We start from the raw sequence: 15853 nt of genomic DNA, 5'->3' as shown, positions 1-15853 counted from the left end.
TTGAAGAATGTTCTTTTTATACATAAGAATATTTTACAACAAAAAGTGACAAAGGAAAACCCCAAAACCCCTCATGAGTGAGGGGCAGGGGAGTTGAGAGTGCCGAAGGCACTTTGTTCTGAAATGGAGAAAAAGTGAAAAAATAGAAATTACATATTTGTGTGATGCTATGGAACAGTTTGCTTGCATATTGGTAGCCGAAGTATTTGGAAAATCGAAATATGTCTACCAGAATATTAAGCATTAGGTACTAATAAAGGAGTGGTGAAAATGATAAAAGTGAAGCTAAAGAGGATTACAGCACTGTTACTATCCGGAATTATGATTGCATCGTCTCTGGCCACGCCGGCCTATGCTATATATAGTTATTATTCTATGGATGCTTTGACTGATGCAGACAGAGCCATTAAGGATTGGACATGGTCTGCAGATGCAGAGGAACAAGCGAAGAGGATTCCTTTAACTCCGACAGGTTTATCCCAACAGCAAACAGCTATTATGGGAGGGTATACGACTAAGTTCTGGTTTCAAGACGAAGCAGCCAAAACGGTGACAATTAACCATAATGGAAAAGATATTGAAATAGATTTTTCGAAGTTTAATCACCGCTATTATTCCTGTGCTGATAGTCATAATACGGGCTGGTTCGCACCGATCGGTAGCCAAATGGTTTTTAAACAAATGTATTTTCCAACCTCAGATTTAAGAGACTATCCGGAATTCATTACAAATGCTCCGGTTGACATGGAAGAAAAGAAATTCATTTTATTGATGATATCTATGTTAAGTGCAGCATATGAAACGCCAAGTGCATCTGATTTAAAGGATTCTGATAGCTCTTCCATGTATTATTATTTGTTGTGGCTTTCCATATGGGCCAACGATATATACGCCGACAGCGGTGTTTTTCACGGCGTAAGTCCAGAAGATGACTGGGATTATGTTCGTGATATGGTGAGAGTTGGATATCCGGAAAGATTGAATCCTGATGCATGGGGAAGTACCGCTATTTATGACGCGTTTCGTGACGGCGGGCCGGCGCAAAAATACTTTTTTAATTGCTGGAGAGCTGCGAAATTCCTGTCTACATTTGATTACAGCGATATAGGTACTTCATTACCGCTGTCTGAGCCGATCATGGGTGAAGACGGAATGTATCACATGACGTTTGATTACTCTTCCCTTGATGAGTACTCAAAAGAGGTATATCGCCGTCTGGTAGCGGATAATCTGGCGGCCGGTTGGGAATATGACAATAATGGCAGTTATATCGATTTTAAGTCAGCAGATAGTAACTCTAATGGTAATGCCATTGCAGTACTTCGTTTTCAGGAGAACAGTGAAGAAGATCACTTTTATAACTGCGGATTTGGGATAGGTGGATTGGCAGGTTTCCGGGGCTGTAGCAAGGGAAAAGGAACTTTGCCTACATGGGGGAATACACAGACCTACTTCTCGGCGGTATCAGAACCACTCGAAATTTTGGTGGGTGGAATCTTAACCGGTACCGGGGGAGAAGGTGACTGGAAGGTGTCGGTTGACCGATACGAGCATACCGAAACGTGGGAAACCCATTATAATGTACAACTCCGAAAATATGATTCCGAGACAGGCCAGCCTCTTACCGGCTCTAAATGGGACATTTTAGAAGCCTTCGATGCCAGCCAGTTAGACAGCACAGATCTGGAATCTGCAGACAATTGGGCGAACGCGAAAGGGAGCCAATTCCTCCAGTGGGACGGTTGGGACTATGGCGATGGAAACCCGGATGGCGATATTGCGAATGATCCCTGTACCTGGGATATCAATGTGACCAATTCAGATGGTTTGCTGATGCTGGGGGACAACGAAGAAAATGCAACAAATAAAGTAGCGCATACGGATGTGAAATCATATACCTACACGAAAGGGTATTGTGGCGGCCATCCGGATCCGGATATAGAGGAAAGTGGAGATCCGGAAGTGGATGCTGAGATCGAAGCAGCTGCACAGGAGGCATGGGAAGCCGAAGTAAATAAATGTGAAGAATTAGCAGCCAAAGGAGGTTTTTTTCATTCTATTGATCCTGGGACTGCACAAGAAGATTTGGAGGCAGATCGAAATGAGTATTATAAGCAGTTTATTTCACTGAGGTATGATTATTCAGCAGCGGAATTAAACCCGCGTCCAGGCTATACCATTCATGGGGTGCATAAAGATGATATACCAATAGAAATAAAAACAGTTACTTCTTCTGAGTATAAAGATTCTAATAATACACCTACGTCATTAAAAGAAAGTACTCAGATGCGTATGAAGATGCTGCAGCCCATTTTACCTCAAGCGGATCTGGGAGGAGAGCGGACAAATTATGTAGCAGATGGGAATACCAATGTTGCAGCGCCAGCTCATGCATCGGCTTCCACGGCTGATTATAAAGTGGAAGAAATAGAGGATATCGAGCAGGAGGACAGCGAAGAGGCAACTCCATCCAATGCTACCGCCTCTAATGCGAAGAGAAAAAATAGATTATTGAGCCAGCTAAAAGACTTGTTTGAAGCCCCGAAAAAGCTGATTGAAAAAAATACAGTTTCGTTGTATGCATCTGCAGATGATGATGGTAATGATAGTCTCGATGGAAATTTTAAGCCTTCCGAAGTCCCTACTATATCACCAAAAGATGGAAGCATTGTAGACCATACATTTGTGGTATACGACCATCGAACTGAGGGAGAAATACATATCAATAAACGAGATCTGTACTTAAAAGATGGAGAAAATGATAATTATGATGCGTATGGAGATGCTGTGGGGGATGGAACCTTAGAGGGGGCTGTATATGGGCTATTTGCACTCCAGAACATTAATCATCCGGATGGACATACTGGGACTGTGTATCAGAAGGACGACCTGGTTGCTGTAGCAACAACAGATCGGAACGGTGATGCTTCTTTCATGGCTTACACAGAAGCTCCGGGAATGACCTGGAACTATAATTCCGGAATGATCGAAAAACGCCCAGGTGATGTCCATGGCCCCGATAATCTGTACAGGGATCAGGCTGCCGCTGATGCGGTCAATGATATCGAAAATTATATCGGCCATGATTCCGATGGTAGAGTGATCCAACTAATTGACTCTGTTGCTGGAGACGGATCAGCGTACCAGAAACACTCCTCTAATCAGGCCGGTATTGATGGAGTAATGGGTACATATGCCACCTATCCGATATCTAATAATGAGGAAGAAAATGGGAACTGCTGGATTGGACGTCCACTGATCGTTGAAGAGGGAGGAACAACCTATTATATAAAAGAACTTGCCAGATCCGAGGGATACGAGCTTTCTGTCAATGGGAAAACAAATCTCATTACAAATGGTCAGAATAACTTTGAGGGAGAATTTAAGGCAGCCGATGTAACAATAGGGCCAATCACCCTTGATTTGACGAATAATGGCAACTATTTTGATATAACAGCACAGAATGTAGAACACGATATTACTTTGCAAGGAAATGACTTTCCGGCCGGGGCGGCCTTTTCGATATCTACAATCGAAAAGGTTCCAGAAAAAATAACGGTACCTGTGTATAGCATAATTAAAAAACCAGTTATTGCAACTACAGGAGCATTTGTTTTCCGCGACGGTCAGAAGGTATCGGCAGATATTGGAGATACTGTTTCATTTGCCAGCGGGCGGACCTACACAGTAAATGCGGTATCGGCCAAGACAGATAAAACGATTGGGGCCAAACCGCTAAATTATCACACGCTGGGGACGCCAACTGTAACCGATCTTCACTCCGGGGGATCTGCAGCCGCTTTCCAGAGTTTATACAATACAGAACTTGAAAATCTGGGATATAAAGAGCCAGGAACAGATGCGCCATGGATAAGAGTGAAATTATCAGGAACAACAGATACAGAGAGAATCACGGCAATTACAACGGCCATATTGAATTATGACTTACAGTATTTTAATGCTCTGCGGATCACGGATATGGAGCAATCAGGCGGCAGCCTGTACGCAGTTATGCAATACGAATGGCAGCTGTATGGTGATAGCCGTGATAATAGCATTTATGTACCAGACAAAGACCGGCTGTATATGAAGAAAGACAGCGGTAATGGATATTTTGTTTATGCCAGATATGATGATGTGGCTTCAAATCCTGCAGTTATATCCTTCCAAATGAAAAATGGCTTTCTGGAACGGGCTACATTGAAGGATCAGGAGGTTAGCGGCCTCAATGTAACGTATCCTGAACAGCTTCCGGAAATGTATACTCTGGTAACAGCACAGACGCCTTCATATTGGGTGTATGCAGCTGGTGAGCAGCAAATCGATGATGCTGGGGAATTAAAATATACAGAAGAGACAAAAGTGGAATATGTGCAGCAAGATGGTTTTAAAGAGGTCGAAAGGACAATAGAGCTTACCTCGCTATATGACGCAGCACAGAAAACTTATACCATTACGCTTCCGATGGAAGCCTTTGATAATGCGGAGAAGATTAAATTTAAAGTCTCTGATGATGGAAGCGGAGCCTATTCTGTGAAACAGGCGTATGTAAAACAGAGTTATTTTACTTATCTTCCTCTAAGTCAGAATGATGATTCCTATGTCATGTATATAACACTTACGCGGCCAGCAGCGGATCAGCCATGGCAGGATGGAAATACGAGAGTAGATAAAGTAGGTGTATTGCAACGTCCGATCCAGCAGAAAGTAAAAATCGTAAAGGATATCTCCATAAATGAGGACGGAAAATATGAAGATAATACTTTTGCGGGTTCTGGCCATGAGGATGGTTTTACCCAGAATGGAGGCGGCACAGAAGATAATGCAGCTTACCGGCCAAACTTCCGCTTTAAAATCTATTTAAAATCTAATTTGGAGCATTTATACAGAGATGAGGAAGGAAAAATTGACTGGCAGGATCGAAATGGAAATATCATAGATATTGCAGCGTATCGCGCGGCTTATCCGGAAAAAGTACAAAAAATATATTCGAAGGTACCACACCTGACGGATCCGTTGGTAAGGCGATCAAACGATGCAGCTATCGCAAATACTGAGTTATACAGTTATACGTCGGGCAAAATAAATGATAATCAGAATAATGGTTATACGTCAGTGTTGGAAACTACCATGCAAACTGTACAGGAGCCAGGCGGAGACGAAAGAACGATTGCACGTTACAACTACAGCAAATTCTTTCATGCAATTAATGTCGCCAATCAAGATAAATGGGACAAAGTGAATGATAGAAGCACATCATTTAAACCATTTGCTATCATAAAATCTTTACTATTTGGTAAAGATGGGGCTGAAAACGCATATCCAGCCGGGCATAATAACGCTGAGATTCGGAATGAGATTAACACCTCAGATGCCGCGAAGGAAAATGCAACACGATCTGACCATGTGAGGCAATTTGCAATTTCCTGGTATCTGGATGACGAAGTAAAAAAACTTGTGAAAGAAAACAATGCCGGGGAAACGGAGGGAGCAACGGGCAGTGAAAGCTACCAGGACGAAATATATGATATAGCTCTCTTTCAGGCCATTATGAAAGCAGAAAACTACTTGAAGCCATTCTTTACATACGATTTGGATGAAATTTATTCAATCGAGTGGGATGGAGAGGCGGATGGTGGTAAAGATGGCGACAAAACAACCCTAAGTGCAGATCAGGAAGATGCGGCAGCTGAATACTGTTATGGTGTATCTGAATATCTTCCCTACGGATCTTATGTAACTGTCGAACAGCAGCCAGCCGAGAAGGATCTGGACGATTTCTACAATAAACATTATAAAATCGATGAACCAAAAGAAATTGAACTTCCAGCTGTGTATGAAGGTGGAAAGGCTGGGGTCGATACAACTCCGGAGCAGTTAAGTAACCATTACAAATATAAAGAGAGTGAGCCGGTCGCAAAATTAACAGCAAAGTACTACATACGATTCAATGAAGAGTGGCCAGAGGTGGGAAACGAAAATAACTATATAATAAAAGCCCATGGCTATTATGGCGATTATGAGATCTACAAGTACGGCCTGGATCTGGATAAGCTGGACGGAACTGCCGCTGGCGATCCCACCGGGGCGGCGCATTTTCAAATCACCCAGTCTCCCATGGATCCGACGAAAGACTACTATAATACCATCGTCGATTCGGAAGAGCAGGGCGGCAATCCGGACAGCTACTATTTTGCTGACGACGGGAACACCGGGAAGACAACAGCCAACGGTGAACAATATGAAGCCGATGCGGTGGAACGGATCTATCACTATGGCTCTATTTCAGAGGACAAACAAGTTTATAATAACGTTTCTTACCCAACAGAGAAGGGAGAGGAGTATCAAGATAACATTACAGTCATGGAGGGGATGCAGATTGCGTATGACGGAAAATATGCTCCTATGTTGGTTCCCTGGACTGTAACAGAGCCAGTAGATGAACTGGTTGATATGGCGCAGAAACCGGATGGTTCTTCCAGCTATAAAGGATATGCATATCGCAAGTATCGGAACACCTATTATACAAGCAAACTCCGCATTGAAAAGCTCGATGCAGAGACAGGCGAGAATATTCTTCACGATGGTGCCTTTTTTGCTCTTTATGCAGCGGAGCGGGAAGACGGCCAAGACACGGATGGTCTGATAAAGTTTTATGAGCAGGAAACATTAATAAAGGGTTCAAAAGAGTTTTTAGAGGCCATGGGGGCTACACAGATCACGCCGGCCGCCAGGGCTCTTCCGGATATCGGTGGATTATGGACGGGATATGTGCCAGCCGGTACACCGATTTGCAGCGAGGCGGAACAAATTATACTAACCGATCAATCGGGCCGGCGGACAGGGCTGTTTGAGGCGTTCACGACGACTCGGGACGGTATACAAGCAAAAGAAGAAGATCTAACACAGACGGCCATCCAAGATCAGAATACCGGATATCTGGTAACTCCGCAGCCTTTAGGGGCAGGAACTTATGTCTTATGTGAAGTACGGCCGCCAGCTGGCTACGTCCGAACGAAACCGGTGGCTATTGAGATCTATTCGGACAAGATTTCTTATTATTTAAACGGCGACAGAGACAACCGGGTGGCAGCATCCATTTACGAGGACGAGACGGGTGAGGGGCCGCAGGGAATTGAAGACACGGCCAGAATCTATGTGGGTAATACCCCGATCCGTCTGGAGATCTCGAAGATCAAGGTCAAGGATCAGACTGTCACTTACAAAACAAATACGCGGGTCGAGGGAACCGAGGCGGAGCTGGGGGCAAAATACGGAAAAGAAAATCTGGAGTATGCCTATAAAAATGGTATGTACCTCGGGTATGCATGGTATAAGGGGACGCTGGAATATTTAGAAAGTCGGAAAGCGTCTGGAGAGCCAGTGGAGCCAGTATACATTGATGGTATTTTTGCTGGTTATGGGTTGGTAACGCGGCCGTTAGATACTGCCGATGATATTAACCGATACGTGGCCGGGGCCAGAGTAACCCTGTATGATGCCATCGAAGTGACGGCCAACGGGGACAGCGGCGATTACGGCTATGATGGAGTAGAGGTAGTCCGGGATCGTAATAATAATGTGCAGAGCATTAAGGTTCTGGAAGGCTATGCCGGGAACCGAGTAGAATTTGTCAACTTGGATGATGTAGCCGGGAGTGTTTCTGGATCAACGGGGCCGGGAACCTGGACGTACCAGACGATTGACCGGAAGGATTCGGATATTTTGTATTATTCGCTGGGAGGTTTGACGGTAACAGAGACGGGAGCAGATGGCCGTATTTGGGGATTTGACAGATATGGGAACCGTATACAAGTAAAAAATCAGGAATCAATTTATGTATTGAAAAATGGCCGGCCGATTTTCGAACTTACGGGAGGGGATCTGGAGCAGGTACAGTATTCTTCCGTGGATAAACGCTTTACGCTGCCGGCGGGAACAAGCCTCTATCATGTTTCAGATGGCAACCGGGATGCTATGGTGCATCCGACAACCGGCATGGCCTACATAACGGAAGATGCTATAAGTGCAGACGGGAAACCATACAAGAAAATTATGGTATGGCCTGTAAATGTTTCGAAAAGAAATGGCGAAATAATTGCGCAAGAAAAAATTAAAACTTACCGGATCGCGTCCATAGATGCCGATACAGAAAATGAATATACGATTGGTACCTATGATGGAGCAGGGCTTAAAAAGTCCGTAAACCCGACCATAGATGAGCATGGGCTTCCGGAATATTACCAGAGATCCGACCAAGAATACACGAAGGGAGAGCCAGTCTATGACATTGACAATGACTATGTAAGATATCGTTACTATGATCTTCTTCCCGCGTTCAATCGAAATGCTTACCGGATTAATAACGAACAGGAATTACGAGAGATTGGGGAAGAAGAGGATCCTGCAGATGACCAAAAGCTATATCACCGCCAGGGCGAAGCCTGGATCATGGAAAATACATGGATTACAGGAGAGAAATACCCAAATGATCCATTTGGGGCAGAAATGACAGTGGGACAGGTAGATATGTTGAAGCGTGTAATTCCTGGAACCTATATTCTGGAGGAGTTAGAGGCATCGGCCGGTTATGTGCAGAGCCTTCCCGTGGCTGTGACAGTAACGGAAACTACGGGCATACAAGCGGCAGAGCTGCAGGATGGGAAAATAAAAGTAGAAATAGTGAAGACGGATGCTACCGATCAATACCGAATCGATGTTATCAGCGATTATCAAACTGGATTAAGTACTACAGAGCCAAAGGGAAGCTATAGCTACGGGCAGATAGCGGGATCACATCTGACCATGTATAAGGCGCGGCGGGTATATACGACCGATACGGCAACTCATCCGAAGGGCTACTACCTTGAAAAAGTGGAGGCGCGGCCGGCTGAGTGGGTGGTGGAAAATACCGTTGATAATACCCCAGTAACAGTGGTTGCAGACTGGATAACGGACGGAACTCCCAAGTATTTTGAAGGGATTCCCGCCGGCGACTATATTTTAGAAGAAAAAGAGGCCCCGAGTGGTTTTGTGCGTTGTTCGATGGAAGTAGAGGTGAAGGCATCTGGAGAAGTCCAAACCTACAATCTAAAAAACGACCATGTGAAGCTTGAGATATATAAATATTATAGGGACTCGAATGGAAATATGAGTCAGCTATTAAATGACCACGCTGCAGGACTGGCACTTTATAGGGCCAAGACGGATGGAAATGGGAATATATTGATTGTAGATGGCCAGCCGCAATATGACGAGGCCCAGCTGATCGAAGAGTGGATGACTGATGATTTATCGGATTATACCGAAAATTATGAGACAAGCACTAATTTTGTAGATCGCATAAAAAACTTTTTAGGGTTCAGAGGCAATACCTCTTTTATCGCAAGCTTTGAAGAAAAATATCAAGAAAAGGGGGATCAGCTTGTATATATAACCTGGCAAACGAAAAGAGGTGAGAGATCCGCAAATAGGATTTCAGATAAACAGACCGGGCTGACAGACAGTGCAGTTCAATTGTGGCAAACCGATGAGGGCAAGACGATCCGGATTACGATTTACCGGAATGTGACAAATGGAGCCACTGACGATTCCGGCCAACTCCCATTAAACTTTGAATACCAATTTAACTACCGGGAACTGGCAGACATGATGAAGAGCTATGACACTCTGGAGGGGATGCACAGGATTGATTATCTACCTTTTACTGATGTACGGGATGGTATGAAAGTTGGAAATTATGTTCTCGTAGAAACGCAGGTTCCGGAAGGGTATGAAGCTGCAAAACCGAAGGCAATTACGATCACAGAAACCGGTGCCGTACAACGGTTCAGCCTGGAAAATATAGATAAGTATATACAGGTACTCAAGGTGATTACGGATGGCGTAGAGGATTACGCTGTAGAAGGTGTCAAACTGGCCCTGTATCGAGCCGATGAAAACGGGAATTTTGCTGAGACTGACACACTTCTTGTTGAAAGCTGGATTTCCGGATCGGATGGGCGATATACAGAGCAAGACAAGTTTGCAGGGGACATCCCGACAGGTTTTGAGGTTGGTGATCTAAGGCCCCATAAAATCAGCGAGATTCCATATGGGACATATTACATTGCGGAATTAGAGATTCCACCCTATATGGCAATGGCGGATCCAGTAAAAATTGAGGTGGGGGCTGAAACGGTACCGGTGTATCGGATTGTAAACAAACCGACACAAGGCCGGTTGGAAATTAAAAAGACGGCGGAAGATACTGGGGAAATGCTTGCAAATGCCCGATTCAAAGTAACAAATAAAGATACTGGGGAAATGTGGTATATAACTACAGGCCAATCCGGTCAAGCGGAATTGCCGGGGCTACCGGTTGGGGTAGTTCAGACCGACGGAACAATATCGCCATATACGTATAAAATCGAAGAAATATCGCCTCCAGACTTGTATCAGGTTGATGGTGGAGTGAAATACTTTCAGTTTGATGGAAATGTCAATAGTCAGGTAGTCACTTACACGCATGAAGTAGTGGATCGGCCGACGGAGATTAGGTTTAAAAAGACTAATTTTAACACCGGAATGGCTGTAAAAGGAGCCAGGATTGCGATATATAACGCAATAGTTGTAGATGGTCAGTATGTGAAAGATGGAGAAGCCATTGAGGAGATCATATCTGGAGCTGATGGTTTTACCGTAAAGAGAAAGTTATCAGCAAACCATGTATATATCATGGAGGAATTGGAAGCCCCTGCAGGGATGCATCTGGCGGATCCGGTGATCTTTACCGTTAATACCTTCGGAACTGGCCTTCGAAATATTGCAAATGATTTCAGCGTAATTAAATTTGCCGACGATCATGGAACTATTGAATCTATGACGGTTACTGGCCGAGTGGCGAATAAGGTTTTTACAGTCTTTAAAGATTTGGATGATGGAAGCGAATTGCCGGCATTTATAGGCAGCACAGATCTAAAACTGACAGAGGCTGATGGGATCCTGGAGGGGCATTTGTATGAAATTACAGAGTATACCAGGTACTCCGATGGTCATGTAGAAAAGAGCAGTAAAGAGACAAAACGAATTTATTTTGATGAGGAGGGTGGTTATACACAACCGTTAAGGACATATTTGGAGACGATGCAGGAGCTTACAGACCAGGAGGGAAGCACACTGGCGGCCTGGATTGTTAATCCGAATCAATTGGAGTATACAATCGAAAATCCTGTAGTGGAAGAAGCGATTGTTGCTCAAGTAACTGGAAACGTAGGAAAGGGATATGCGGCGGTTAAAAAGGGTGACGTAATGAAATATACCATAACCTACGAAAACCCGTCAAATCAGCCGGCAGACATAACGATTAGAGCAATATTACAAGAAAGCTTGGATTACATGAGATCTTCGGGATCATCGAGAGAACAGAATGGAATCGTAACATGGCAGATACAGGACGTAGAGCCTCATAAGATCGGGACGGTGGAACTGGTGGCAGCTGTAGTGGAAACCAAAGGATGGGCCAAAACAGCCTTCCAAGTTGGGGATATCCCGGAATTTGAATTAGGGAATCCCATTGCACCTGCAGGCAGCTTAACGATTCGAAACCATCTGTCAGGAACTGGAAAGGAGATAGAAGATATTTTCAAATATAAAATAAAGTTCTTTGATAGTTCAGGAAATATTCTGAGAGGGTATCAGAATTTCACCGGCTCCCGGAATGGGAGAATTAAAGGCGAAGGTATGATTACTCTGGCTGGAGAGGAAGCGGTGACATTTGAAAGCCTCCCGTATGGAACCCGGTACGAGATTAACCAGGAAGCTGCCTATGATTATGAATTAATTACGGAAACCTACACGGGTGAGATTACACCGGATCTGCAAAGTGCTGTGTTTGAAAATCATCGTAATGATGAGACGAAACGTAATATTCTGACGGCAGGAGCAAATTACCGGTTGATGGAGACAACCAGGTATAGTGATGGCGAAGAATGGCAAAGCGGTATCTACCGATTTAGCTTAAACGAATCAGGATCGGTTGACAATGTGGACATGGAGGATCGCCCGGTACAGGTATATTTCAGTAAGCGCGATATCACAACGGATGAAGAAATTTCTGGTGGCCACTATAGCCTTCTGGATGCCGCGACAGGCGGGCTCATTTATGAGTTCGACAAAACTGCAGATAAAGAAGTTCTGATTCCAGCGGATATTCTTATGCCGGGGAAGGAGTACATATTGCGTGAGGATCTGGCACCCACCGGCTATGCTTATGAGGAAGAAATAAAGTTTGCGGTCAACGAGGATGGAATACCAGAGGTAGTAATTATGCAAGATACTAAAACAGACGTGGCATTGTTAAAAATTGATGCTGTTACAAAGGAACCATTAAGTGGAGGGCGATATCAGGTATCCGACAGTAATGGTGCAGTTGTTTATCAGTTTACGGCATCGGGAAAGCCAGAACAGCTTAATGGTATTCTGCGGGCTGGAGAAAGTTACACACTTGAAGAAGTGGAACCGCCTTCGGGCTACGCATACAGCAAAAAAATCCCATTCACGGTACCCAAAAGCCCAAAAACAATAGAAATTGTTATGGAAGATAAGCCAACTAATCTATTAGTTGAAAAGTTGACAGAAGCCATGGTAGCCAGCCCTTCGGAAGCAGAACACCAATTATCAGGGTTCAAGCTGCAGATCCTTAATGCAGATAAGTCGCCGGCAATTGCAGCCAGGACAACCGAAGATTTTAAGGCAGGAGAGGAGCTGATATTTACTACTGGCAATCAGTTTAAGCAGCTTATCGGCCAGCTTATTGCCGGTCAAAGCTACTGGCTCCATGAAATAAGTCCGCGTGATGGATACGCCTATGCAGAGGATGTAATGTTCACGGTAAGCTTAGATGGACGCGAAGATATCGTCCTTATGGTCGATAAACCTACACAGGTAATTGTGTCGAAGAAGGCGATAACTGGTGACAATGAGCTGCAGGGGAATTATATGAGCATCCGCAACATGGCTGGAGCAGTGATAGAAGAATGGATATCAGCAGAAGATCCCCATATAATTACCGCTAAATTAGTAGCTGGAGAAACCTATCTATTGTGTGAGGAAAGACCACTGGAGGGCTATGCTTATGCATCTGCGGTCGAATTTACGGTAAGTCTGGATGGAACCATCGACAGAATTGAAATGAAAAATGAAATGACCAAAGTACGCATCATTAAAATGAATAGCTCGGGGAATCACCTAAAGGGGGCAGTGCTCCAGGTGCTTGACGCACAGAAGAATATTGTTATTCCTGATTTTGAGAGCACAGGTGACGCCATGGAGATTACAGGGCAATTGACTGCGGGCAGACAATATTATCTGCATGAGGTACAGGCTCCAGCTGGTTATTTATTATCAGCGGATGTCCCGTTTACGGTACCCAAGGGAGCGGAAGTAGTAGAAGTAAGGATGTCAGACCCTAAAAAACCAACATCGGGGCCAGACGTAAATCAGATGTACCTGCGAAAAGTGGATGCATTGACCGGAAAGGGGATAGAAGGTGTTGAATTTTCCGTGTATCAGCCGAATGGTAACTTATATTCTGTGTACGTGACTGGATATGATGGCTATGCAAAGTTTGATGTGCCGCGAGATGGCACATACACATACCGAGAAACGCAAGCAGCCCCGGGATATATTGTGACGGATGAAGTCTATAGTTTCACGATCAGGGATGGCCGAATTACGAATCAGAGTACGGTAAGTGTAGTAAATGTACCGGTACCAGATATCAAAATCGAAAAAATCGATGGAGTATCAGGGGAACGCTTATCCGGAGCCAAAGTACGAATATGGAATGACACATGGACGACAGTTGAACTAACGGAAGAGGATGGCAGCTTCACAATTAACCCGCCGGCCGCTGGTAGATATTATATCCAAGAAATAGAGGCCCCGGCCGGTTACAAACTAAATGATACGGTCTATGAATTTGTTATCCAGTTGGATGGCAGCATAACCGGCACCACGGTAATTTACAACTATCCAGAAGACGGTAAGCCTGAAAAGAAGATAGGCCGAGTTACAGCGGTATACCGATCCGGATTAAGTGGACGCGGATATACTGAGTTCGGAATACCAGGTATACATGTCCCAGGCGTAAAAACCGGTGATGATACCCCAATCAGGAGATATCTGTTACTGTGTGCTGCATCTTTAGCGGGTATCGTTGGAATTGCATTTATCCGGAGGAGGAAGAAAAAATGAAGCGGTATGTATGTGCCTTAATTGCGCTGGTTATTACTTTTTCCGGATCGGCTTATGCCGCAGAGGAGATCATGGCTACTACGGAGAATTCCGTAGTAGCCGACGATAACCAGAAAGTGAGCTTAACCGGGGAAGAATTGATTATTATATCTCCGTTCATTGCAGATCCGCGAGAATATGAAATATATCTGCCAGAAGCTCAGTACATCTATGAAAACCGTGAATATGATCTGGAGAGCTATGAGGTTATAGAAGCGGTTATAGAAGAACATACGAAATGTGCAGGGGATACCATCACCTATGATGCAGTTGAACAAATCGACAGGGTACCAGGGACTTGTGAAATCGAAGCAACGGATGACCTATCTGGACAGAAGAATACAGTGGAGGCCCCACTGATTAATTATGAATACGATAATTACCGATGGATTAACGACTTTGAATTTCCAGTAGTTGTAGAGGCTGCCGATGCGGATACATATGCAATCAATAATACCTTAATTCCGCAACGTGAAGAGGCCCCGTTTGCCGGTTACGAGGACTTACTTCTTGATTTGATCCACGTTGATCCAGAATATTACAGGATTGATAGTGTGGAATGGGACACGGAACCCTGGACGGAAAATGGGGTTGTGTATCGAAAAGCCACTGCGAAGGGCTCAAAGCTGGTGGCTGATGTGGTGGCATATTACGAGGGCGTTACAGTGTTTGAAAGTAGAAGGGGGTATGCAGTCAGATCTATTTATAGTCTACATGAAGACAGTACCATTGAACAGACAGAGGAACCGGTGGATCCGATAGATCAGGAGAAAAATCTCAGATGGTGGGAGTTTTTAAAGCGATTAGGGGATATGATTATCAACTTTATTAGGAACCATCCAGTAATCAGTATAAGTATAGGGCTTGTTATCTTAATATTTGCTCTTATCCTGATACTGCATCGGTTATCCAAAAAGAAGAAAGAGGAGAAAAAAAATGACGGTGGGAATCGCGGGAAGCCAAGCGCGGATTGGGACGACGACACAAGCTCTACAGATGATACTTAATCTCAAGGCGTTAGAATACGATGCGGCCTATGTTGAAATGGGCCAGCAGTATTTGAAAAAATTACAGGAGTTAGAAAAAGAAGATATTGTGAAAAAGGAACACTGTATTTCCTTCATGGATGTAGATTTGTATAGCAGCGGCCAGATCGTATATGCAAATCGCCAAGGATATGACTACATAATTAAGGACTATGGAAATATTCGTGATCCGGATTTTGAGCAGATATCGTTCTTAGAACAGGATCTGAAAATTATTGTTGGAGGCATAAAAGCAAATGAAATAGAGTATGTAGAGAAAATTATGCTGGAAAAATGTTATGAAGACGTAAAATATATATTTTCTTTTATTCCGGATCACGAAAAGCAAAACGTGAAGAGAGCCATGGGGCCATATAAGTTAGATACGTATTTTGCATTGTACACGCCAGATCCGTTTGCCTATGTTGAGAACGATATCTATGCGTATATTTTAGGAAACTGACTGTCAATAACCCGCTAAAACAGAACACAGGGCTTGTGTATGCATAAGCCCGAAACCCATTATCAAGAAAGGAGCGCCTGAAATAACGCCA

The 15853-nt window shown here is 44.1% G+C and carries 3 protein-coding genes; all 3 read left to right on the top strand.

Going from position 1 to position 15853, the window contains the following annotated elements; all coding sequences use genetic code 11:
* The first annotated feature begins 270 nt into the window (after positions 1–270).
* From H8S80_RS31870 to H8S80_RS31860, 3 genes are read left to right on the top strand one after another with little or no spacing between them, the layout of a single operon-like run.
* Entirely contained in the window at positions 271–14235 is a 13965-nt protein-coding gene (locus H8S80_RS31870; RefSeq protein ID WP_118033332.1) for a SpaA isopeptide-forming pilin-related protein, read from the top strand.
* Positions 14232–15281, top strand: coding sequence for a hypothetical protein (locus H8S80_RS31865; RefSeq protein WP_118033333.1), 1050 nt, complete (start codon positions 14232–14234; stop codon positions 15279–15281). Before H8S80_RS31870 ends, H8S80_RS31865 begins: the two co-directional genes overlap by 4 nt.
* Positions 15211–15762, top strand: a complete 552-nt coding sequence (locus tag H8S80_RS31860) for a hypothetical protein (protein WP_055649203.1) — start codon at positions 15211–15213, stop codon at positions 15760–15762. The genes H8S80_RS31865 and H8S80_RS31860 overlap by 71 nt, the downstream gene beginning before the upstream one ends.
* The last annotated feature ends 91 nt before the right edge of the window (positions 15763–15853 follow it).

The organism is Hungatella sp. L36, from assembly GCF_014288035.1.
This window is presented reverse-complemented; position numbering and strand designations above follow the sequence as displayed.